Genomic DNA, 23,100 nt, shown 5'->3' with positions numbered 1-23,100 from the left:
CCCCTTCACAGCAGCAGCATGGGCGCTTTCCTGTCATCTGCTTCGTGACAGGAAAGCGCCCATGCTGCCTGGCGGCTTCGCGGTGACAGGAAGGTTCCCATGCACCTCAGTCGATGCAGGGGACCCCGTCCGCGGTGATGGGGCTGTTGCCCGTGTCCGCCTGCGTGCGCAGCGGCGCGGTCTTGTTCAGGCCGTCGAGGCGGAGGGTGGGGGCTCCGGTGAAGTTCGACTTGCCGGGGCCCTTGTAGTCCTTGCCGATGTAGACCTCGACGCTGCCCGCGGTGAGGTTGGGGCTGACTTCGGTGGGCATGCCGCCGAGGGACTCGGCGACCAACTTGCCGACGTCCTGCTCACCGTTGGCGTAGTAGACGACCGAGGAGCTGCGGGTCTCGGAGTTGGCGCTGCTGCCTTCCTGGAAGCCCTGGCTGGTCAGCTCCTCCAGCACGTTGGCGGCCAGACCGCTGATGCCGGAGGCGTTGTAGACACTGGTCGTGACCTTGGTCGGGGACTTCAGGGTCGCCAGCTTCTGGGCGCGCTGCTGCGGCGGCAGGAGCAGGTCGGCCGCGAACTGCTTGCTCTCGGCGATGTTGAGCGCGACGTCCTCCTGGCCGGACTCGCCGACCAGGTGCACCGGGGCGCTGTAGAACTGCACGTTGCCACCGGCGATGCCCTGCATCTGCTCGGCGAAGCCGAGGATGTCGCTGGCCAGGGCCGGGTCCAGGGTCACCGACTTGTTGATCGCGTCGATCAGCGCGCTGAGCTTCGCCGGGTTGGCCAGGGTGCCGGAGGACAGGATCCGGTGGGCGAGCGCGGACATGAACACCTGCTGCCGCTTGCCTCGGGAGAGCTCGTTGAGCAGGCCGTGGCGCTGCCGGACGAAGGCGAGCGCGTCGGCGCCCTGGATCGTCTGCACGCCCTTCTTGAAGTTGGCGCCGGAGTAGCTGTCCTTGGTGGCGTCGTTGAGGCAGACCTCGACGCCGCCGACGGCCTTGGTGATCTCGTAGAACCCGAGGAGGTTGACCTCGGCGTAGTGGTCGATGCTGACGCCGGTGAGCTTCTCCATGGTCTCCAGCAGCGCCTGCTTGCCGGCCAGCCGCGACTTCTCGTCGAGCTCCTTGGGATCGGTGACGCCTTCGTCCTGCAGCTTGGCGCGTTCGGCGTCCTTGCCGCGGTTCATGGTCTCGGTGAGCTTGTGCTTCTCCTCGCTGATACCGCTGTCGACCATGGTGTCCCGGGGGAAGGACATGGCGCTGGCGCTGTGGCCGCCGTTGGGGATGCGCACCAGGATCATGGCGTCGGTGAGGTCGCCGCCCTCCTGCGTGGTGTGCAGCTCCTGGAGGATCTGCTTGGGCAGCGGGTTGCCCTGCGCGTCGGTGCGGCTGTCGTTGCCGATCAGCAGGATGTCGGTGGCGCCGTCGGGGGCGCTGAACCCGCTGCCGATGACGTCGGCGGTGCCGGTGCCGCCCGCTCCTGGCCGGAACATCGCCCAGGCGAAGCCGGTGATGCACAGGACGATCACCGACAGCAGGGCGGTGAGGGCGCGGGCGCCGTTGCGGGTCGATTTCCGCTGCCAGAAACCGCCTCGGCTCCAGACGTCGTCGGGATTCAAGTCGGCATCCCCGGATTGAGCGGATCGCCTCGCCGCAGCCTCACTCTGAGCAGTCGCTGCGCTGCTCTTCGCAGCGGCCGCGGAACCGGTCTTCGCAGCGCCTGCCGCACCGGTGCGACGAGCACCCTGCGGTCGGCCGGCAGAAGCGCCGGAGCGGGCCGGTCCGTCTCCGGGGCCACGCGGCGGAACACCTCTTCCGGGTCGCCCATCAGGGCTCCCGGGCCGCCTCGGCCGGTCGTCCACGCGATTCCTCCTTGGGGGCTGCGGGGGCGAGCGTTACACCTACACGAGTGATATTGCCCGACTTCTCGGAGAAGGCTAACGGTGATCCACTCGACCCATGACGGGTCCCTCGAGATCTGGTGATCTCACTCATAAGGGTGAATCCCGTCTGTGACGGTACGTAACTTGGGAGTCGATGGGGTCGAGCATCGGCGCATGTCAGACTGCCCATCGCGGGCGGTGCGCCTACTGCCCGCGCAGGACGAGGAAGAGGCGGAATGCGGATTCTGGTCACCGGTGGGGCCGGCTTCATCGGCTCGCACTACGTCAGGCAGCTGCTCAGCGGGGCCTATCCGGCCTTCAGCGGTGCCGAAGTGATCGTGCTGGACAAGCTGACCTACGCGGGCAACGAGGCGAACCTGGCAGAGGTGGCCGACGACCCTCGGCTGCGTTTCGTGCGCGGTGACATCTGCGACCGCGACCTGCTCGGCGAGGTCATGACCAGCGTCGACGTGGTGGTGCACTTCGCCGCGGAAACCCACGTGGACCGCTCCATCGCCGGCTCCGACGCCTTCGTGGTGACCAACGTGGTGGGCACCAACGCGCTGCTGCAGGCCGCGCTGGAAGCCGGTGTGGGCAAGTTCGTCCACGTCTCCACCGACGAGGTCTACGGCTCGATCGAGACCGGTTCGTGGCCAGAAGATCATCTTCTCGAGCCCAATTCGCCTTATTCGGCGGCCAAAGCGGGCTCCGACCTGCTGGCGCGCGCCTACCACCGCACGCACGGGCTGCCGGTGTGCATCACGCGGTGCTCGAACAACTACGGCCCGTACCAGTTCCCGGAGAAGGTGCTGCCGCTGTTCATCACGAACCTGATGGACGGGCGCAAGGTTCCCCTCTACGGCGACGGCATGAACGTGCGCGACTGGCTGCACGTCGGCGATCACTGCCGAGGCATCCAGCTCGTCGCTGAGTCCGGGACGCCGGGCGAGATCTACAACATCGGCGGCGGCACCGAGCTGACCAACAGGGAGCTGACCGATCGGCTGCTCGCCGAGTTCGGACTGGACTTCTCGATGGTCGACCCCGTCGAGGACCGCAAGGGCCACGACCGCCGCTACTCGGTCGACCACGCCAAGATCGCCGAGCTCGGTTACGCCCCGCAGATCGACTTCGAGACCGGGCTGCGCGACACCATCACCTGGTACCGGGAGAACCGGTCGTGGTGGGAACCGCTGAAGCAGCGCGCGGCGGTGGCCCGATGACCCGGCTCGCGGTGCTAGTCCCGGGCGGCAAGGGACAGGTCGGGTCCGAGTTGGCGGCGATCCTCGACGCCCGGCGCGAGGACCTGGTGCACGCACCGGGATCGGCCGAGCTCGACATCACCGACCCCGAATCGGCGCGCGACGCCGTCGAGGCGTTCGCCCAAGCCGCCCGCGACGCCGAACTCCGCCCGGTCGTGATCAACACCGCCGCCTACACCGCCGTGGACGCGGCCGAGTCCGATCCCGAAGGGGCGCAGCGGGTCAACGTGGCGGGTCCCGCCGCGCTCGCCGAGGCGTGCCGGGACGGCGGAATGCCGCTGCTGCACGTGTCCACCGACTACGTCTTCCCCGGCGACGCCGACCGCCCCTACGAGCCGGGCGACGACACCGGGCCGCGCACCGTCTACGGCCGCACCAAGCTCGAAGGGGAGCGGGCGGTGCTGGAATCGGGTGCGCGCGCGTGGATCGTGCGCACTGCCTGGGTCTACGGCGCGCACGGCGGCAACTTCGTCAAGACCATGGCCCGGCTGGCGGCCCAGCGCGACGAACTGTCCGTCGTGGACGACCAGATCGGCTCGCCCACCTGGGCCGCGGACCTGGCTCGCGGCTTGCTGGAGCTCGCCGATCCGGTCGCCGCCGGGACCGGCCCGCAGCAGCGGGTGCTGCACTGCACCAACGCCGGGTCCACGAGCTGGTTCGAGTTCGCCCGGGCCATCTTCGCCGAGCTGGGCCTCGACCCGAACCGGGTGAACCCCTGCACCAGCGCTGACTACCCGACCAGAACCCCGCGCCCGGCCTACTCGGTGCTGTCCGAGAACGCCTGGCGAGAAGCGGGTCTGACACCGCTGCGGCCTTGGCAGGACGCGCTGGGGGAGGCCTTCGCCACCAGTGGGGGAGCTTTCCGCCACCGCGGATGAGCGGGGAGTTCCCTAGGCCACGGCGCGCAGGTAGGCGGCGTGGGTCCGGCTCGCGCAGTGCTCCCAGCTGAAGCTCTTCGCGTGCGCGCGACCGGCCTCGGCATCCGGGGGAGCGGCCAGCGCGCGGCGCAACGCCTCGCGCAGCGCGGCCGGGTCCTCGGCCGGTGCGAAGACCGCGTGCGAAGCGGCGACCTCGCGCAGCGCCGGGAGGTCCGAGCACACCACCGGCACCCCGCACGCCAGCGCCTCCAGCACCGGCAACCCGAAGCCCTCGTCGCGGGACGGCATCACCAGCGCGCTCGCCCCGGCCACCAAGCCGCGCAGCCCCTCGTCGGAGAGGTAACCGGTGCGGATCACCCCGTCGACCTCGCCGGCCGTTCCCGGGCCCGCGATGACCAGCGGCGGGAGATCCGGTGCGAGAGCCGACCGCAGCACGTCGAGCCCCTTGCGCGGGCCCTCCGCACCGACGAACAGCAGGTACTCGGGCGGGACCTGCCCTCCTGAGACCGGAGCCGCCGAGAACCACCCAGGATCGACCCCCAAGGGCGTGACCGCGAGCTTCTCCGGTGGGACGTCCAGGCGCTCCGCTACCTGGTCGGCAACCGCCGCCGTCGGCGTGCACACCACGCGCGCCCGCTCCGCCGAAAGCCGCACCAACGCGGGCAGGTCCTCGTCGGCGAGCGAAGGATCGTCCAGGAACGCCAGGTCGTGGACCGTCACCACGCCCGCCGCGCGCACCGACGGGGGCAGCACGAAGTTGGTCCCGTGCACCACGTCGACGCTCCCGGACAGCAGCTCGACCGGCGGGAAGCGCCCGCCCCGCCACAACATCCGCAACGCCCGAGCCGGGATCGGCGGCCCCACCACGTGCGTTCCGGCCGGCGCCTCGGTGCGCAACCGGCGCCACGCCCGGGCGCTGAAGCCGATCAGCCGGACGTCCACATCGGACGCCAGCGCCCCCACCAGCGACGCCGTGTAGCGGCCGATGCCGGTGCGCGGCCCCAGCAGCGGTGTGGCGTCGAGCAGAACCCGCAGGTCAGCGGCCACGGAGCCGTTCCCCGGCGATGCGCCGCAATCGGCCGGTCGCGCGCTTGGCGACCTCGGCGGGACCACCGGCGTCGAGGTACTCCCGCAGCAGCGACAGATCCCGGCGCACCGCCTCCACCCGTCCCGGCTGCGCGCTGCGCACCAGCGGCGCGGCGGCGGTGAGCCGGTCGGCGGCCGGACGTGGATCGCGGCAGAACGAGGTCAGCGGCGAGAGCACCGCCTCCCACGTGAAGCGCTCGCGCACCGGCTCGATCCGACGACGGCACTCGGCGGCGAACTCCGCGTCGTGGAGGACCTTCTCCAGCGCGTCGGCGAGCGCCTCGGGATCCTCGGCGGGCACCACGACGCCGATGCCCTCGCTGCGCACCAGGTCGGCGAACGAATCACCGTCGGTGGTGATCACCGGCAGCCCAGACCACAGGTAGTCCAGCACCCTCGTGCGGAACGCGAAGGTGGTCTCCACGTGCTCGAAGTGCGTGGTGACACCGCAGTCGGCGTCGAGCAGGAAGTTCTGACGCTCCTGGTAGGGAACCCACGTCTCGTTGAAGAAGACGAACTTGTCGGTCAGGCCGAGCCGCTGCGCCAGTGCCCGGGTCTGCCCGGCCATGCCCATCTCCGGCACGTCCGGGTTCGGGTGCTTCATGCCCAAGAAGAACAGCCGCACATCGCTCCGCCGCTGCGCCAGCCGGTCGACCGCGCGCAGCAGGGTCAGCGGGTCGAACCAGCTGTAGACGCCACCCGCCCACAGCACGACCTTGTCGTCGGCCGAGATCCCAGGCCTGGTGCCCTTGATCGCGGGCGCGGTGCGACGCGGAGCCACCGACGGCAACCCGAACGGAACCACCGACAGCAGGGACCGCACCGTCGGATCGTTGTCGTAGAGGCCCGGCGTCAACCGACCCAGCGAAGCGAGGTGCCCGAGCCAGAAGTGCCGCTGGCGTTCCGAGGCGCACAGGAAGAAGTCACCGCGCTCCAGCTGGGTGTTGAGCACCTTGGTGACACCGGCGAGGTCCTCCGCACGGCGCTCGTCGTCGGAATCCCGGCCCTGCTCCAGCAGTTCCAGGTGCATCGGGTCGTAGACGTCGCACACCACGATCTTGGTGGAATCCACCCGCTTGAGCGCGGGCACCATCTCCAGGACGTGCCCCTGCAGCACCACGATGTCGGCCCACTCGACGTGCTCGCCCAGCTCGCGCGGCGTGGCGGCCAGCACCTCGAACTCGGACTCCGGCGGATCGACCCGGGCGTTGACGCTGACCAGCCGGACCCGGTGCTCGGCGGCCAGCACCTCGGCCATGTGCCAGGCGCGGATCGCCGGACCGGCCATCCGCTCGGTGACCGCGTCGCCGGTGATCACCACGATCTTGCGCGGCCGGCCGAACACCTCGTCCAGCTCGAACGCCTCCACCAGCGCGTCATGCGCGGCCAGGTAGCGGGGAAGCGGGTAGGCGGGCTCCATCGCCTTGCGCATCAGCGGCAGCAGGTCGGCATCGGTGCGCACCCGCTCCCGCTGCTCCTGCTCCCGGGAGAGCTTCAGCGACGGCAGCAGCTCCACGAACTGGTCGATCGCCAGCATCCCCGCCAGCGCGGAGCGGTCGACCGGCACCGGGGAGTCGTCCTCGGCCTCGCCTCGCCGCGTGATCTCCAGCTGCGTCGGGTCGATCTCGCCGCGCGCCGTGGCCCGCCGCACCGCCAGCGCCATCGCCGCGGGCAGCGCCTTGGCGAGCGTCTCGTCGGAGACGTTCTTGTACAGCGCGGCCAGCGCGTTGCGCTCGAGCAGGTAGTGCTCGCGGGAGGAGGACACCTCGGCCATCGACGCGTGGTGGCGGTGGAAGGTCAGCGACCTCGGTTCGTAGCGGACCCGCCAACCGCGCAGGTTCAGCCGCCAGCCCAGGTCCACGTCCTCGTAGAACATGAAGAACCGCTCGTCGAAACCGTCCAGCGCCGCGAAGAGCTCGGCCCGCACGAACAGCGCCGACCCGGTCCCGAACAGCACGTCCCGGGGCGCGTCGTGCGAACCGTCGTCGAGCTCACCGGCGTGCCGCTTGTAGCCCATCCCGAACCAGGTGAGGCCGCCGTCGACGAAGTCGACGCGCTCGCCGTCCCAGTCCAGCACCTTGCTGGCCACCGCGCCCACGGTCGGTTCCGCCCGCAGCACCTCCACGGCCGCCCGCGCCCAGCTGCGGTCCGGTCGGGCGTCGTTGTTGAGGAACGCCAGCACCTGCCCGGACGCCTCGCGCGCGGCCAGGTTGCAGCCACCGGCGAAACCGGTGTTGCTCGCCGACTCGATCAACCGCACCTCTGGCGCGGCCTCCCGGATGCGCTGCGCGGAGCCGTCACCGGAGGCGTTGTCGACGCACAGCACCTCCAGCTTGTCGGCCGGGTAGTCCAGCTCATCGCGCAGCGCGCGCAGGCAGGTGATGGTGTCGTCCGCGCCGCAGTAGTTCACGACGATCACGGAGACGACGGGAAGGTTCGCTTCGACCACGCCCCAAGCCTGCACCATCGCGAGTCCGGGCCGCCCAGGTGTTCGGTCAATTCGGTCGCCGTGACCGGGCTCGGAGCGGTTCGGGATTCACCAGGGGAGCGTTCTGGTCCGCACCGCCCGGGCGAAAGCGACATCGATCATGGACGGGTCCGACCAGAACTGCCCGCTGCCCTCACCTCGGGCCCTGGACGAGCAGCTCCCGGAGCTTCGGCGTGTACAGCGCCGTGATGTCGGCGGCACCGGCGAAGGCGTCGAAGTAGATCGACGTCAGCTCCTCGTCCTGCTGGATCGCGCGCAGCAGAGCCAGGCGCTGCTCGTTCGGCGGCGTCATCCGCGCCACCGACAGCGTCGCCTCGTAGCCCGAGGCCAGGGTGCTGTCGCGCTCGGCCGCGAAACCCCGCAGCGCCGCGTCCAGCCTCGCCGGCGAATCGAGGTGGCCGCTGATGTGCCTGGTCAGCGCCTCGGCCTGGGTGAACGCGTCGCTGATCCCGCGCGCGGTGATCGAGTCCTTGTGATGGCCGGCATCGCCCACCAGCACCCACCCCGGACCCGCCGCCTCGCGGAAGAAGTTCTGCTGATCACCGGACCCCCGCAACCGCTCCACCTGCTCCCCGCCCTGCAAGCGCTCACGCAGATCCGGGGCCGTTTCCCGAACGCGGTCGAGGTGGGCTCGCTGCGCGTCGGCGCGCACCGAGCGGAACCGCGACTGCGGGAAGTAGGTCAGCACCAGCGTCGCGTGCCCGTGCGTGGGCGTGGCCGCCACCCAACTGCCCGGCGACTCGTAGATCTCCAGATCAGCAGGCACACCCGTCCAGTACGAGTAGTAGGCGCAGGTCAACCGCTCGTCCCAGCTCGTGAACCCCGCGCCGGCGTGCGCGGCCACCGACGAGCGCATCCCGTCCGCGCCGATCACCAGCGACGCGCGCTCGGTGAACTCCACCCCGCGGTGTTCGCCGCGCACCCCCACCACCCGGCCGCTGCCGTCCCGCAGCAACCCGGTGACCCGGCACTTCTCCCGCATCTCCGCGCCAGCCGCCACCGCCGCCCGCGCCAGCAGCTCGTCCAGCACGAAGCGGCGCGGCGCGTACCCGGCCCGCTGCCCGGCCACGCCCCGCCCGCACCCGGCCAGCCGGACGTCAGCGACCTGGTACCGGGCGTGCCGCAGCGGCGGGCAACCGGTGGCGCGCAACTCGTCCAACAACCCCCACCGCGCCAGCGCGGCCACCCCGGGCTGGTGGATGACGTGGGTGGAAACGGTGTCTGAGGGCAACGTCCCGCGCTCCAGCAGCAGCACCCGGTGACCCGCACGGGCCAGCAGCAGCGCGGTGGGCGAACCCGCGCAGCGGGCACCCACGACGATCGCGTCGAACATCATCGCCTCACAGCTCGAGTTCGGTGCGCAGCGCCCGGCGGTCGAGCTTACCGTTGGCGTTGAGCGGAAGCCGGTCCAGCACCGTGATCCGGCGCGGCAGCATGTACGGCGGCAGCCGGTCGCGCAGACCCGCCTGCAGCGCGCCGGGATCGCAGTCGCCCCCGACGGCCGCCGCCAGCTCCGGTTCGCCATCGGTCGGCACCGCCAGCACGATCGCGTCCCTCACCCCCGGCAGCGCTCGCAACACGGCCTCGACCTCACCGAGCTCGATGCGATGCCCGCGCACCTTCACCTGCTGATCGGTGCGCCCCAGGTGCAGCAGCACACCGCCCTCGACGGTCACCAGGTCCCCGGTCCGGTACCAGCCGCCGGGCGCGAAACGTCCCGCGTCGTCGGCAGGATCGAGGTAACCGGGGAACCGCTGGAGCCCGCGCACGCACAACTCGCCGCGCGTCGCCTGCCTCCCGGAGGGATCCAGCACCCGGAACTCCGACGAGGAGAAGCACTCACCGATCGGAGCGACCCCGTTCGGCGTGCTCGGCCACTCCGACACCTCGCGCGGCAGCCGGTAGGCGGTGCAGGCGATCGTCAGCTCCGTCGGCCCGTAGAGCACCTCGACATCGCTGTTCGGCGCCGCGCGCTTCCAGCTCCGCAGCGCCTCCATCGGCACCGCCTCACCGCCGAAGATGCTGCAACACAATGTCGGCATCGCCCCCGGCCGCAACGTGCCGAGCCGCTCCGCGAAGGAGATCAGCGACGGCACCGAGAACCAGTGCGTCAACCGCAGCGCGTTGACCGTGCGCACCGGTGACAGCAACGCTCCCCCGCGCGGCACCACCAGGGTCCCGCCCTGGCCGAGGGTGATGAACATGTCGTGCACCGAACCGTCGAAGGTCAGCTCGAAGTTCCCCGAAACCCGGCTGCCCGGCCCGATCCCGTACCGCGCGGCGACCTCCGTCAGGTACGCGTCGACGTTGCCGTGCGAGACAGGCACCGCCTTCGGCGTTCCCGTCGAGCCCGACGTGCAGATGATGTAAGCGATGTCGTCGGGCCCGACGGACACCTCCCGCGCCCGACCGAAGGGCTCGTCCGTCCCGGCGCGGAGCACGGGAACCTTCCACTCACCACGAGCCCGGGACTGCTCGGTGAGCAGCAGCTCGACACCGGTCTTGGCCACCAGTTCGCGGATGCGCTCCGGAGGGTGCTGCGGGTTCAGGGGCACCACCGTCGCACCAGCGCGCAGCACCGCCAGGTAGCCGGCGCAGGCGAGCACCGAGCGGTTCGCCAGCAGCCCCACCCGCCGCGGGGCACCCGCCGCGTGCAGTCGGGCTGCCAACCGCTCGACCAGTTCACGCAGCTCCGAATAGGTCAGGCTGGTCCCGTCGACCTCCAGCGCGGTCTCGCCCGGGAAGTGCGCGGCGGCCCGCTCGAACCAGGTGAGGACGTTCATCGCCGAACCTCCGTCAGATCTCGCGCCCAGCGGCACAGCTCCCGCACGGTGCGCAGCGCCGCCAGTTCCTCCGGGTCGACCTCGCGCCCCGTGCGCTGCTGCACCTCCACCAGCAGTTGCAGTCTCGCCAGCGAATCGATGCCGATGTCGGTGAGCGCGGAATCCTGGTCGAACGCGGTCCGCGCGTGCTTGCCCAGCAACCACTGCGCCGGATCACCACCTGCGGGCTCCTCGCCCGGCCAGTAGCGGCGCGTCTGCCACGGGTACGTCGGCAGCGGCACGTGTCGGCCGGGTCCGAACAGCCCGTCCCGGTCCACCGATTCGGAACCGAGGAACCGGTCCAGCTCCGGCGTGCTGCCGGTGGTCAGCGACTCGATGAGCTCCCGGTGCGTCGCACCGATCGCCACCGCGCGGTGCTCGAAACGGGTGCGGCGCAGCGCCGCGCTGCGGCAGATGTCGCGCACCGGGAACGCCGCACCCGAACCCGTGAGGTGCTCGACGTAGGCGCGGGCCAGATCGGCCAGCGCTTTCGGCGTGCGCGCCGACAGCACCAGCGGCCAGCGCGTCCCGTCGTCCGGCGTCCGCGGCTCGTGCTCGGCGCTGCGCAGCACCACGTGGGCGTTGAGCGCCGACGACCCCTGCGCGGACACCCCGGCGATCGCACGCGTGGGGATGTCGGTGAGCACCCGCGGGATCGACAGACCCGACCAGTCCACGTCGGTGCGCGGAAGCCCGGCGTGCAGGCTCGCGGGCACCTTGCCGTGCTCCAGGCACAACGCGGCCTTGATCAGCCCGACCAGACCACCGGCGGCCTCGGCGTGCCCGAGGTTCGACTTCACCGAGCCGACCAGCAGCGGCCGGTCCGGTGATCGGGAGGTTCCCATGAACCGGCCCAGCGCGGTCAGCTCCAGCGGATCCAGCAACGGCGACCCGGACCCGTGCGCCTCCACGAAGTCCACCGCCGACGGTTCCACGCGCGCGTCCCGGTAGGCCCAGCGCAGCACGTCCAACTGCCCGTCCAGCGACGGGTTGAGCACCGAGCCGCTGCTGCGTCCGTCGTTGCCCACAGCGCTGCCGGCGATCACCGCGCGCACCCGATCCCCGTCGGCCAGCGCCGCTTCCCACGGCTTGAGCACCACCACCGCGACCGCGTCGGAAGGCGCATGACCGTCGGCGTCCGCGCTGCCGAACCGGCTGCGCCCATCCGCCGACATGGCCCCGGCGTGCGACATCATCACCGCCTCGTCGGGCCGCAGCGGCAGGTTCACCCCGGCGACCACCGCCGCCGGGATCTCCCCGGACCGCAGGCTCTGCACCGCCTGGTGCACCGCCGTCAACGCCGACGAGCACGCGGTGTCGACCACGACGCTGGGACCGCGCAGGTCGAAGAAGTGCGACAGCCTCGCGGGCAGCAGTGAGCGAACGTTGCCCAGCTGCGTCGCCGTGGCGGATGAAAGGCCCCTCTGGAGAGCGGATTCGAAGAAGTCAGCCCGGGAGTTGCCCACGAACACGCCGGTTCGGGATCCGCGCAACCGCTCCGGGACGACCCCGGCGTCCTCGAACGCCTCCCACGCGCACATCAGCAGCAGCCGCTGCTGAGGATCGAGGGCGGTGGCCTCGGCGGCGGACATGTCGAAGAAATCGGCGTCGAAATCCGCGATCCCGTCGACGAACCCGGCCCGGGAACCGGCGAGACCGCCGGGCCCGGAGGAACGCAGCGCCGCCGCGTCGTAGCGCTCAGCGGGGGTTTGCGCGGTCGCGTCGACGCCGCCGCACAAAAGTTCCCACAGCCGGTCGGGATCGGTCGCGCCGGGAAGCCGGCAGGATATCCCCACGACGGCGATCGAACGCTGGTGAACTCCAGTCGTAGTCATGCCCACGAAGTGTGTGCAGACCGCTTACAACCGCCTTGCACAACACTGACGTCCGCTCACCGACCCGCCCAGGTCTCCCACACCTCGCGGCGCGAAACCCGCGCCATCCGGCCGATCCGACGTCGGGCGCGCAGCGTCGCGGGCAGCAGGGAGGAGACCTCCACCAACACCCGCAGCCGCAGACCGGACCGCAGGTTCGGCGGGCGATGGGGCACATCGCGCCACGGCAGGAGCAGCGTGATGGCCGCGAACCTCGCCAGCTCGCGGACCGCCACCCCGGCGGGCGCGCAGCGCAGGAGGGTGAGCAGACGGTTCCTCTCGTTCCAGCGGTGGAACAGGGCCGAACCGGGCCGGGTGCTGGCCCCGTGCAGGTGCGCGGCGGTCGCCTCCGTGCCCACCACGTCGAAACCCGCCAGCCGCAGCCGCCACGCGGTGTCGGTGTCCTCGTAGTAGCAGAAGAACTCGGCCGGAACCCCTCCGACCTCGCGCAGCACGTCAGTGCGCAGCAACGCCGCCCCACCGCAGAACCCGAAGACCGCGTCGGTGGCGGTCGCGTCCGCGCCGTGCCCGTCAGCAGTCAGCCGCACCCCCGTCGACTGCACACCACCCTCCGGCGACAGCAGCACCGATGTGGCCGCCGCCGCGGTCGCGGTGGGAGGAAGGTTCCCCTCCACCACCTCCAGCCAGGTCGCGGACGGGGCGGCGTCGTCGTTGAGCCAGGCGACGAAGGGCGTGTTCACCTCAGGCAGTGCGGCGGCCAGGCCACCCGCGTAGCCGACGTTGCGAGACAGCCGCAGCACCTCGACCTCGGGATGGGCGGCGAGCAGTTCGGCAGTGCCGTCATCGGAGGCGTTGTCCACCACCAGCGTCCGGTGCGCGCGCGACTGGGCGGCCAATGCCTCCAGGCAGGCGTCGATGTGGGCGCGGCCGCGCCACGTGATCACGATGACCGTGGTGCGCACCCGTTCTGATGTCACCGGGGAAACCTAGCGTCACGCATCGGCGGGTTCCCAGCGCGTGCGAAGCTGAGCGCGTGCCCGAGCTGGTTGCCATCGCCGAGCAGCTGCTGGCCCCGGTCCCCGGCGGCACCGGCCGCTACACCCGGGAACTGCTGCGCGCTCTCGCCGCCACCACACCCGACGGCTGGACGGTGACCAGCGCGATCAGCCGCACCGGCGACCCCGAGGAGGCCCGCGTCCCCGGCGTCGCGGGACCCCGCGTGCTGCCGCTGCCGCGACGTGCGCTGATCGCCGCGTGGGAGCGCGGTCTGCCGCTCTGGCCGGGCGGCGACACCGTGCACGCGATGACGCCGCTCGCCCCGCCCCGCCGACGCGGGCGCGGCCTGGTCGTCACCGTGCACGACACCGTCGCCTGGACCCACCCGGAAACCCTCACCCCGCGCGGAGTCGCCTGGCACCGGCGCATGATCACCAGAGCCACCGGTCACGCGGACGCCCTGGTGGTGCCCACCCGCGCGATCGCGCAAGATCTGGCGGGTCGAGTTCCGCTCACCTCGGAGCCACAGGTGGTCGCTGAGGGGGTGTCCCCCGCTCTGCTGGCCGAACCGGCACCCGCCACCCGTCTCGATCCGCCGGCGGAGTACCTGCTGGCGATCGGCACCATCGAGCCGCGCAAGGGCTACCAGCACCTCATCAGGGCTCTCGCCGAACCGAACGCTCCCGACATCCCTCTGCTGATCGTCGGCCGCCCCGGCTGGGGAGACCTCGACCTGCCCGAGCTCGCGGCCGACGCCGGGTATCGCCGCCTGCGGGTGCTCACCGACATCACCGACGCCGAGCTCTCCTCGCTGCTGCGCGGCGCCACGGCCCTGGTCGCGCCGAGCCTCGCCGAGGGCTTCGGCCTGCCGCTGGTCGAAGCGATGGCGCTCGGCCTCCCGGTCGTCCACTCCGACGCCCCAGCCCTGTCGGAGGTCGCCGGCGGTGCGGGGGTGGAAGTTCCCCGAGCCGACCCGTGCGCGATGGCGGCCGCGCTGCGCCGCATCGCCGACGACCCGCAGCTCAGGGCGGACCTCGCCGCAGCCGGGCGGCGCAGGGCGGCCGAGTTCACCTGGGAACGAGCAGCCCTCGACATCTGGGAACTGCACCGCGACCTCGTCGGTGGCTGAAAGGTTCCCCTCCTCACGCCCGGACCGACGCTCGCGAGCCGGGGAACGGTGACCGAGAGGTTCCCTCGCTCACAGCGGTTGGCCCTCGCTCCCACGTTTTTCACGTACTTGGCACGAAGCCGTGAACCTTCGCCGTACTCTTTTCTGGTGCACAGAGGTGAACCGCACATCCTGATCGACGCCACCGCGGTCCCCGCGGACCGAGGCGGCGTCGGACGGTACGTCGATTCCCTGCTCGCCGCCCTGGATGCGGACGGCGCGCGGGTCACCGTGGTGTGCCAGCCGCGCGACGCCGCGCTCTACGCGACCCTCGCGCCGAACTCGAGGACCATCCCGGCCGCCGAGGCGGTCGCGACCCGGACGGCGCGGTTGACGTGGGAGCAGACGACGCTGCCGGTGCTGGTCAACAAGCTCGGTGTCGACGTGCTGCACTCGCCGCACTACACGACGCCGCTGGCCAACCCCGCCGCGTCGGTGGTGACCCTGCACGACGCCACGTTCTTCACCAACCGCCGCGTGCACTCGCCGGTCAAGGCCCGCTTCTTCCGAGCGTGGACGAGAGCCGCGCTGCGCCGCGCCGAGGTCTGCGTGGTGCCCAGCCAGGCCACCGCGACAGAGCTGGCGCGCACCGTCGGGGCGGACCGCAACCGCATGGCGGTGAGCTACCACGGCGTCGACCCGGACCGGTTCCACCCGCCGACGCCCGAGGAGGTCGAGGTCGTGCGCGACCGCTTGAACCTCTTCGACCAGCCCTACGTCGCGTTCCTCGGTGCCCTCGAACCGCGCAAGAACGTTCCCGCGCTCATCCGGGCCTTCACGCAGGCCTGCCAGGGACGCCGCGACGAGGCTCCCGCGCTGGTGCTCGCCGGGCAGCCCGGGTGGGACACCAAGGTCGAGCGGGCGCTGGAATCGGTGCCGCATCGGATCCGGGTGATCAGGGCCGGGTACTTGCCGTTCGGCGAGCTCGCCGGATTCCTCGGCGGCGCGCGGTTGGTCGCCTACCCGAGCCTCGGTGAGGGCTTCGGCCTGCCGGTCCTGGAGGCGATGGCCTGCGGGGCACCGGTGCTGACCACCCGCAGGCTGAGCCTGCCGGAGGTCGGCGGTGACGCAGTCGCCTACTGCGGCGTCCGGCCCACCGACATCGCCGCCGGCCTGCGCGAACTCCTCGACGACCCGGCTCGCCGCTCGGCCCTGGTCGCTGCCGCGCAACTGCGGGCCAAGGAGTTCACCTGGGGCGCCTGCGCGACCCAGCACCGCGAGGCGTACGCGCGCGCCCACCACGCCAGCACCCGCTGATCCGTTGGCGACCGCGTTGCAGCAGAATGTGACGACGTGACCAACGCGCGCACCTACGGCGACGAACTCGCCGTCGTCACCGTGACCTACTCGCCCGGCGAAACGTTGCAGCGCTTCATCGACACCCTGGACAAGGCCACCGAGCGCCCGGTCCGCGTGATCCTCGCCGACAACGGTTCGAAGGACGGCGCACCGCAGCAGGCAGCGCAGCAGCACGCGAACGTCGACTTCGTGCCGACCGGCGGCAACCTCGGATACGGCGGGGGAGCCAACCGCGGAGTCGCCGCGCTCGGTCCGGAGTACGGCTGGGTGGTCATCGCAAATCCCGACCTGGAGTGGGGCGCGGGGTCCCTCGACGAGCTGATCGCGGCGGCCGGGCGCTGGCCGCGCGGTGGCGCTTTCGGCCCGCTGATCACCGAGCCCACCGGGCAGGTCTACCCCTCCGCACGGCTGCTGCCGTCGATCGGGCGCGGTGTCGGGCACGCGCTGTTCGTCAAGGTCTGGCCGGGGAACCCCTGGTCGCGCGCTTACCGCCAGTCGGACTCCAGGAGTGGTGAACGCACCGCCGGATGGCTGTCGGGATCTTGCTTGCTGATGCGGCGCGAGGCGTTCGACTCCATCGACGGGTTCGACCCGCGCTACTTCATGTACTTCGAGGACGTCGACCTCGGCGACCGGCTGGGCAAGGCCGGCTGGCTCAACGTCTACGTGCCGAGCGCAGAGATCATGCACATCGGTGGCGCCTCGACCTCGCAGGTGTCCAAGAGGATGCTCACCGAGCACCACCGCTCCGCCTACCGCTACCTCGCCGACCGGTACCAGGGCCTGAAGTGGGCGCCGCTGCGCCTCGCGCTGAAGCTCGGCCTGACCGCGCGCGCCAAGATCCAGGCGCGCTGATCGTCTAGTACTGCTGCGGGTACTGCTGCGTCGGCTGCGACGACCCGAGCGGTCCGAACTCGTTCGGGCCGCGCTGCGACTGGTACGGGTTGGGCGGCATGCCGTGCTGCGGCTGCCCGTAGTCCTCGGTCGGCCACCCGGTGTGCGGGTCGACGGTCGGGAACTGCGGTTGCTGCTGCGCCTGCATCTGCTGACCTGCGGCGGGCAGCATGTTCGTGTCGGTGTCGGCGCCCGCGCTGTTGACGATGTCGCGCGGAATCCGCACGGTGTTCGCCGCGTCCATCGGTGACGTGGCGTTGTCCGGTGTGACGACGAACGCGCCGCGTGCCCGCGCGCGAGCAAGTGCTTCGTCGGCTCGGAGGCGCGGGTCCATGTGGATGCCCTCTCAGTCGTTCGCAGTCGGTGGTGCCGAACCTGGCAACGAACCAGGTGTGGCGTTGAACCGGGCACGGCCATCGGGCACGGGCCCAGTGTCATTATGCCGTTGCCACTGCCAGAGTATTCCCCCCAATGGGTTTTCGTCATTGATCTAGGTCAGGTAGAGGAGGACGACGCCGATGTCCGCGGATGCGCAGACCCCGGCCGAACCGCGTCCGAAGGCGGAAGCGGTCGTGCTGGTGGGCGGTCGGGGGGTCCGGCTCCGGCCTTTGACCTTGTCCGCACCGAAGCCGATGTTGCCGACCGCCGGGGTGCCGTTCCTGCGCCACCTGCTGTCCCGGATCCGCGCGATCGGCATCGAGCACGTGGTCCTCGGCACGTCCTACAAGGCGGAGGTCTTCGAGGAGCACTTCGGTGATGGCTCCGACCTCGGCCTGCACGTCGAGTACGTGGTGGAGTCCGAGCCGCTGGACACCGCGGGCGCGATCCGCAACGTCGCCGACCGGCTGACCGCCGACGACGTGCTGGTGTTCAACGGCGACATCCTCTCCGGCGTCGACCTCGCCGAGCTGCTCGACACGCACCGCGACACGGCCGCCGACGTCACCCTGCACCTGGTGAAGGTCGACGATCCGCGCCGCTTCGGCTGCGTGCCCACCAACGCCGACGGGCGGGTCACCGACTTCCTGGAGAAGACCGAGAACCCGCCGGTCGACCAGATCAACGCGGGTTGCTACGTCTTCCGAAGAGAGGTGATCGAAGGCATCCCCACCGGCAGACCGGTGTCGGTCGAGCGCGAGACCTTCCCCGAACTGCTCGCCTCGGGAGCCCGTGTGCAGGGCTACGTCGATGCGTCGTACTGGCTGGACATGGGAACCCCTGCCGCGTTCGTGCGCGGCAGCGCGGACCTCGTCCTGGGCAACGCCCCGTCCGACGCGCTGCCCGGCCCGACCGGGCAGGCGCTGGTGCTCGCCGGCGCGGAGGTCGCCGAGGACGCGGTCGTCGACGCGGGAAGCACCGTGGGGGAGAACTGCGAGGTAGGTTCCCATGCCCACGTCAGCGCCTCGGTGCTCTTCGAGGGCGTGGTGGTCGAGGACGGCGCGGTCGTGGAGCGCTGCGTGGTGGGAGCCGGTGCTCGGGTGGGCGCCGGGGCCGTGCTGCGCGACGTGGTGATCGGTGACGGCGCGACGGTCGGTGCCGACTGCGAGCTGCTGGCCGGGATCCGGGTCTGGCCGGGCGTCGAGCTCCCGCCGAACGGAGTACGGTTCTCGGCGGATTGAGCGATATGAACGAACCCCTCACCCGTGACTGGCACCACGACTACCCGCTGGACCTGGTCCGCGTCCTGTCGCCGCTGCGGCGCGGCAGCGGTGACCCGACGACCCGAGTCGAGCCGGGCGAGCTGTGGTGGGCCAGCACCACCGCCGACGGCCCCGCGACGCTGCGGCTGCGTCGTGCGAGCAAGGGAACCATCCGCGCATCCGCGTGGGGCCCGGGAGCCGAAGCGGTGCTGGAGGGAGTCCCCGACCTGCTGGGCGCCTCCGACGACGACAGCGGGTTCTCACCTGCCCACGACGTCGTCACCCGAGGCGTGCGGGCGGCCTCGGGGATGCGGCTGTGCTCGTCAGGAAGGGTGTGGGACGTCCTCGTCGCCGCGATCCTGGAGCAGAAGGTCACCAACCGGGAGGCGTGGCGCTCGTGGCGGGAGCTGTGCCGCCGCTTCGGCCACCCCGCCCCCGGGCCGGTGGAGGAGCTGTGGACGGTGCCCGATCCGCGGCAGGTCCGCGAGATCCGGGATTGGGAGTGGCATCGCGCGGGCATCGACGGAGCCCGTCGCCGCACCCTGCTCGCCGCGGCCTCATCGGCGCGCAGCCTGGAGAAGGCCGTGGTCCTCCGCGGTGAGCCGGGCCGGAACCTCCTGCAGAAGATCCCCGGCATCGGACCCTGGACGGCGGCCGAGGTCGCGCAGCGCGCCTGGGGCGACCCCGACGCGGTCAGCGTCGGCGACTTCCACCTGCCCACGATCGTCGGCACCGCCCTGGTCGGCCGGCCCCTCGACGACGAGGGAATGCTCCGCGTGCTCAGCCCCTACGAAGGCCACCGCCACAGGGCCGTCCGCTACCTCGCCGCGGCAGGCGTCAACCGCCCCCGCTACGCCCCCCGCTTCCCGGTGCGCGATTACCGGGCGTTCTAGCCGTGACTGCAACATGCCACTGCGGTGAAGTCCTGGCTGTTCTGACGATCGCAACGTGCCCGAAGGGGCAGGGGAGTCGCTCACCGGGCCGCGAAGCGGAGCGGCAGTGACTCGACCTGGCCTCGCGAGCGTTCGAAGCGGAGTCAGCCTGCCATCGCCGCGGTGAGCAGCGGGCCGAGGTCGGTGTTCTCCGGCGGGGTCGCCAGGGGCCACCAGCGCAGGTCGAGGGACTCATCGCTGCGGGTGGGTTCGGCGCCGTCCGGGGCGCGAACGATGTAGCGGACGTCGAAGTGCCGGGTCGGCTTGCCGAGCGAGCAGGTGATCGGGTGGATGTCGAGGTGCACCGGCTCCGGGTCGACCACCAGGCCGGTCATCCCGGACTCCTCGGTGGCCTCGCGCAGCGCCGCACCGGCGAGCGTGTCGTCCTCCGGCTCGCAGTGCCCGCCCAGCTGCAGCCACCGGCCCACGCGCGGGTGCAGGGTGAGCAGCACGTTGTCCCCCGCCGAGTCCAGCAGCACCGCCGAGGCCGTGACGTGGCCGGGTTCGCAGGCGCGCAGGCAGGCGTCCCCGCGGGCGTCGAGCAGCGTGAGGAACGCCTGGCGCAGGGCCTCCTGCTGCGGGTCGACGGGGCGCCAGTCGCCCAGCACCCGCGTCGCGTCCGCGTGCGGCCCGCTCACAGCTCCACCAGTCCGCCGTCGAGGTCGCGCGGCGGTCGCGGGCCCTCGACCGGAGTCGCCGGGTGGCCGACCGCGACGGCGCCGAGGGGCTCCCAGCCCACCGGCAGGTCCAGGGCCTCGCGGACCACGTCGGCGCAGAACATCGTCGAGGAGACCCAGCACGAGCCGAGCTCCTCGGCGGCGAGCGACACCAGGAGCCCCTGCACCGCGGCACCGCCCGCGACGGTGAACATCTGCCGTTCGGCGTCCGAGCGCGCCGCGTCCGGGTAGGCGTGCGCACCGTCGTGCACCAGGAACGGCAGCACCACTTCCGGCGCCGCGTAGAGCAGGTTCCCGCGGTTGACGCGGCGCTGGGCGGCCTGCTCGGACAAGCCGTCGCCGCGCAGGTCCTCCAACCACGCGGTGCGCATCGCGTCGAGCAGCTTGACCCGCAGCGGACGATCGCGCAGCCACACGAACCGCACCGGGCGCGTGTGGTGCGGAGCGGGAGCGGTCAGCGCCGCGCCGACCGCGCGCCGCAGCGATTCCTCCTCCACCGGGGTGTCGGCGAACTCGCGCACCGAGCGGCGCACCAGCACCGCTTCCCGTCGTCCCCGTGCGATCGCCTCTGCCGTTCCGAGGTGGAACAGGTCCTCCTCGACCGGCCGGGCGAGGTCCCGGGCTTCCGAGCCGTCGTCCACGGTGGTCAGCCCGCGCACCACGGCGACCGGGATGCCGCCGAGCTTGCCCTTGACCAGATCCGCCGCACCGGCGATCTCGTCTGCGATCGCGACCTCGGTGACGGCCAGTTCGTTGCCCTGCGCGTCCGAGCTGCCCGCGTATCGGTGCAGCACTGCCAGCCCGGCGGAGCCGATGGCCGCGTCGGTCTGCCCGACCCGCCAAGCCCGGCCCATCGTGTCGGTCACCACCACGGCGACCTGCACGCCCAGCCGCGCGGCGATCCCGTCCCGCAACCGGCGGGCGGAGGCGTCCGGGTCTTCCGGGAGCAGCGCGATCTGGTCCTGCGCGACGTTCGAGGCGTCCACACCGGACGCGGCCTGTACGATGCCGAGCTTGTTCTGCGTGATCAGCGTCCGGCCCTTGCGGGCCAGCACCGACGTGGCCTCCGACAGCACCAGCTCGCGCCGCAGCGCGTCGCGCTCCTCGGGATCCTCGGGCGCGGTGACCATTCGGCCCTCGACCTTCGACACGACCTTGCTGGTGACGACGAGCACGTCACCGTCGCTCAACCAGGGAGCAGCGGCCGAGATCGACGCCGCCAGATCGTCCCCCTCGACGAATTCCGGCAACCCCGTCACCGCGAGCAGCTGCACACCACCGGTCGCCGCGTGGTCCCGGGGTGTCATGTCCGCTCCGAAGCGAGGTCGAGCGCGGCCTGCGCCATCGCGGCCGTGGCGTCCACATCGGACATCAGCAGCGGCACCGAGCGCACCTCCACACCGGGCACGTCAGCGGTGTCGTCGCTGTGCACCAACCAACCGTCCAGGATTCCCCCGGCGTGTCCGCGCGCGCCGTAGTGGCGGCCGACGGCCTCCGCTGAGGTCTCCACGCCGACCGCGCTCAGGCACGCGTCGGCCATCCCGCGCAGCGGCTTGCCGCCGATGATCGGCGACAGGCCCACCACGGCGGCCTCCGTCTCGCGCAGCGCGTTGCCGAAACCGGGCACCGCCAGCAGCGTTCCAATGCTCACAACCGGGTTCGACGGGGCCAGCAGCACCACGTCGGCCTGCGCGATCGCGTCCAACACCTCGGGGGTCGGCTTCGCCTCGTCGGCGCCGACCGGCACGATCGCGTGCGCCTCCGGCTCCGCGCGGTAGCGCACCCACCACTCCTGGAAGTGCACCGCCCGGCTCTCGCCGGTGTCCGGGTCGTCGATCGCCACGTGGGTCTCGACTCTGTCGTCGGTGACCGGCAGCAGCCGCACGCCCGGGCGCCACCGGTCGGACAGCGCCTCGGTCACCGCCGACAGCGAGTAGCCCGCACGCAGCATCCGGGACCGCACGAGGTGGGTGGCGATGTCGCGGTCGCCGAGGCCGAACCAGGTCGGCTCCGCGCCGTAGGCGGCGAGCTCCTCCTTGACCGACCAGGTCTCGTCGACCCGGCCCCACCCCTTGGTGGTGTCGATGCCGTCGGCGAGCGTGTACATGCAGGTGTCGAGGTCGGGGCAGACCCGCAACCCGTGCATCCACACGTCGTCGCCCACGTTGACCACCGCAGTGATCTCGTGCTCGGAACTCCCCGCTTCGCCGATGGCGGGCAGCCCGAGCGCCGCCTTGACCCCGAGCAGGAAACGGGCGCCACCGACGCCGCCGACCAGAACTACGACCTTCACACCACCGATCCTCGCACGCCCACCCCCGGCGAGGTCTGTGAACCCGGGCGTTCCCGGTCAGTGGACTCAGAGGCCGCCGAAGATGCTCCGGAAGAAGGTCTGCCCCAGAGAGGTCATCGCGGAGTCGCCGCCGACCAGGTCGAACACGAAGTAGGCGAGCTCGAAGAACCAGCTGCCCACCAGCGGAACGCCGATCAACAGCAGGAACAGCACCAGCGGAGCCCACGGGCGGGCCTTCTCGCCGAACTGCCGCGCCGGCGCCGACAGCCACGGCTCGATCGCGCCGTACCCGTCGAGGCCGGGAACGGGCAGGATGTTGAGCACGAACGCGATCACCTGCAGGAAGGCCAGGTAGGACAGTGCGGCCGTCAGGCCGATCGGCATCGGGACCAGAGCGATGATCGTCGTCAGGATCAAACCCAGCACCAGGTTCGTCAGTGGTCCCGCGAGCGAAACCATCGACTCGACCCTGCGGCCCCGCAGAGCGCCGTGGTCGATCCACACCGCGCCGCCGGGGAGCGGGATGCCGCCGATGGCCACGAAGATCAACGGCAGGATGATGCTCAGCACTGGATCGGTGTAGCGGCGCGGGTCCAGCGTCAGGTAGCCCTTCGAGCGCACCGACCGATCACCACCGCGGTAGGCGGTTGCCGCGTGCCCGAACTCGTGCAGGCACAGCGAGACCGCCCAGCCGCCGAGTACCAGCAGGATCACGCCACTGGTCAGAGCGGTGGTGTTGGTGAACGTCGTCAGGACACCGCCGAGCGCCGTGACGGCGACGATGCCGAGGAACAGCGGGCTGACCCGCGCGGCGGAGGTGGTCACGCTCCAAGTCTCCACGACTCGCCATGCGCGTGTTGATCGGATTCGGACGGCGGTGATCGACCAGGGCTGGTATTAGTGATCTTGGCGCAGCGCGATTGCGCCGTGCGGACCACCGGCCCTGTGCTGAACGCG

Annotated in this window: 19 protein-coding genes; 7 read left to right on the top strand and 12 right to left on the bottom strand. The window is 71.5% G+C overall.

Going from position 1 to position 23,100, the window contains the following annotated elements; genetic code table 11:
• Positions 1–106 precede the first annotated feature (106 nt).
• Positions 107–1,609, bottom strand: a complete 1,503-nt coding sequence (locus E1161_RS02640; protein WP_235874726.1) for an LCP family protein — start codon at positions 1,607–1,609, stop codon at positions 107–109.
• Positions 1,610–2,109: 500 nt separating this feature from the next.
• Between E1161_RS02640 and rfbB the strand changes: the two genes are divergently transcribed.
• Together rfbB and rfbD are read left to right on the top strand one after the other, a co-directional pair.
• Complete coding sequence (rfbB, locus tag E1161_RS02635; protein ID WP_132619138.1) at positions 2,110–3,096, top strand: dTDP-glucose 4,6-dehydratase; 987 nt, start codon at positions 2,110–2,112, stop codon at positions 3,094–3,096.
• Positions 3,093–4,013, top strand: coding sequence for a dTDP-4-dehydrorhamnose reductase (gene rfbD / locus E1161_RS02630; RefSeq protein WP_132619226.1), 921 nt, complete (start codon positions 3,093–3,095; stop codon positions 4,011–4,013). Before rfbB ends, rfbD begins: the two co-directional genes overlap by 4 nt.
• A 12-nt stretch (positions 4,014–4,025) precedes the next feature.
• Here the strand turns inward: rfbD and E1161_RS02625 are convergent, their stop codons facing one another.
• From E1161_RS02625 to E1161_RS02600, 6 genes are all read right to left on the bottom strand, one after another.
• Positions 4,026–5,060, bottom strand: a complete 1,035-nt coding sequence (locus E1161_RS02625) for a glycosyltransferase family 4 protein (protein WP_132619136.1) — start codon at positions 5,058–5,060, stop codon at positions 4,026–4,028.
• Positions 5,050–7,566: a glycosyltransferase gene (locus tag E1161_RS02620; protein WP_132619134.1), complete on the bottom strand. Its 2,517-nt coding sequence runs from the start codon at positions 7,564–7,566 to the stop codon at positions 5,050–5,052. The genes E1161_RS02625 and E1161_RS02620 overlap by 11 nt, the downstream gene beginning before the upstream one ends.
• 154 nt (positions 7,567–7,720) lie before the next feature.
• Positions 7,721–8,923, bottom strand: coding sequence for an FAD-dependent oxidoreductase (locus E1161_RS02615; RefSeq protein WP_235874724.1), 1,203 nt, complete (start codon positions 8,921–8,923; stop codon positions 7,721–7,723).
• Between the two features lie 4 nt (positions 8,924–8,927).
• Positions 8,928–10,370, bottom strand: coding sequence for an AMP-binding protein (locus E1161_RS02610; RefSeq protein WP_132619132.1), 1,443 nt, complete (start codon positions 10,368–10,370; stop codon positions 8,928–8,930).
• Entirely contained in the window at positions 10,367–12,244 is a 1,878-nt protein-coding gene (locus E1161_RS02605) for a type I polyketide synthase (RefSeq protein ID WP_132619130.1), read from the bottom strand. Before E1161_RS02605 ends, E1161_RS02610 begins: the two co-directional genes overlap by 4 nt.
• A gap of 56 nt (positions 12,245–12,300) precedes the next feature.
• Positions 12,301–13,221 carry a glycosyltransferase family 2 protein gene (locus E1161_RS02600; RefSeq protein ID WP_132619128.1) on the bottom strand — a complete coding sequence of 307 codons (921 nt, stop codon included), beginning with the start codon at positions 13,219–13,221 and terminating at the stop codon, positions 12,301–12,303.
• 56 nt (positions 13,222–13,277) lie between these two features.
• Between E1161_RS02600 and E1161_RS02595 the strand changes: the two genes are divergently transcribed.
• The 3 genes from E1161_RS02595 to E1161_RS02585 all read left to right on the top strand — a co-directional run bounded on the left by E1161_RS02595 (position 13,278) and on the right by E1161_RS02585 (position 16,562).
• Positions 13,278–14,369: a glycosyltransferase family 4 protein gene (locus E1161_RS02595; protein ID WP_235874723.1), complete on the top strand. Its 1,092-nt coding sequence runs from the start codon at positions 13,278–13,280 to the stop codon at positions 14,367–14,369.
• Between the two features lie 168 nt (positions 14,370–14,537).
• Positions 14,538–15,665, top strand: coding sequence for a glycosyltransferase family 4 protein (locus E1161_RS02590; protein ID WP_165939663.1), 1,128 nt, complete (start codon positions 14,538–14,540; stop codon positions 15,663–15,665).
• Between the two features lie 36 nt (positions 15,666–15,701).
• Positions 15,702–16,562 carry a glycosyltransferase family 2 protein gene (locus E1161_RS02585; RefSeq protein ID WP_132619122.1) on the top strand — a complete coding sequence of 287 codons (861 nt, stop codon included), beginning with the start codon at positions 15,702–15,704 and terminating at the stop codon, positions 16,560–16,562.
• Between the two features lie 4 nt (positions 16,563–16,566).
• Here E1161_RS02585 and E1161_RS02580 read toward each other — a convergent pair whose 3' ends face one another.
• Positions 16,567–16,935 carry a hypothetical protein gene (locus E1161_RS02580; protein WP_132619120.1) on the bottom strand — a complete coding sequence of 123 codons (369 nt, stop codon included), beginning with the start codon at positions 16,933–16,935 and terminating at the stop codon, positions 16,567–16,569.
• Between the two features lie 184 nt (positions 16,936–17,119).
• Here E1161_RS02580 and manB point away from each other — a divergent pair, with 184 nt between their 5' ends.
• Both manB and E1161_RS02570 read left to right on the top strand, forming a co-directional pair.
• Positions 17,120–18,220 carry a mannose-1-phosphate guanylyltransferase gene (manB, locus tag E1161_RS02575; RefSeq protein ID WP_132619118.1) on the top strand — a complete coding sequence of 367 codons (1,101 nt, stop codon included), beginning with the start codon at positions 17,120–17,122 and terminating at the stop codon, positions 18,218–18,220.
• Between the two features lie 5 nt (positions 18,221–18,225).
• Positions 18,226–19,134 (top strand): DNA-3-methyladenine glycosylase family protein, encoded by a 909-nt coding sequence (locus tag E1161_RS02570; RefSeq protein WP_132619116.1) that lies wholly within the window; start codon positions 18,226–18,228, stop codon positions 19,132–19,134.
• Between the two features lie 143 nt (positions 19,135–19,277).
• On the opposite strand, the gene E1161_RS02565 is transcribed toward E1161_RS02570, so the two are convergent.
• The 4 genes from E1161_RS02565 to E1161_RS02550 form a co-directional block, all read right to left on the bottom strand.
• The gene (locus E1161_RS02565; RefSeq protein WP_132619114.1) at positions 19,278–19,811 is read right to left on the bottom strand and encodes an NUDIX hydrolase; all 534 of its coding nucleotides are present in this window, start codon (positions 19,809–19,811) and stop codon (positions 19,278–19,280) included.
• The gene (locus tag E1161_RS02560; RefSeq protein ID WP_132619112.1) at positions 19,808–21,157 is read right to left on the bottom strand and encodes a coenzyme F420-0:L-glutamate ligase; all 1,350 of its coding nucleotides are present in this window, start codon (positions 21,155–21,157) and stop codon (positions 19,808–19,810) included. The genes E1161_RS02565 and E1161_RS02560 overlap by 4 nt, the downstream gene beginning before the upstream one ends.
• On the bottom strand, positions 21,154–22,143 hold the full coding sequence (gene cofD, locus E1161_RS02555) for a 2-phospho-L-lactate transferase (RefSeq protein ID WP_132619110.1): 990 nt from the start codon (positions 22,141–22,143) through the stop codon (positions 21,154–21,156). Before cofD ends, E1161_RS02560 begins: the two co-directional genes overlap by 4 nt.
• A 66-nt stretch (positions 22,144–22,209) precedes the next feature.
• Complete coding sequence (locus tag E1161_RS02550) at positions 22,210–22,968, bottom strand: site-2 protease family protein (protein ID WP_132619108.1); 759 nt, start codon at positions 22,966–22,968, stop codon at positions 22,210–22,212.
• Positions 22,969–23,100 lie beyond the last annotated feature (132 nt).

This window comes from Saccharopolyspora aridisoli, from assembly GCF_004348445.1.
Taxonomy (GTDB): Bacteria; Actinomycetota; Actinomycetes; order Mycobacteriales; family Pseudonocardiaceae; genus Saccharopolyspora; species Saccharopolyspora aridisoli.
Note: the sequence above shows the minus strand (reverse complement) of the source record. Positions and strands in the feature narration are given on the sequence as shown.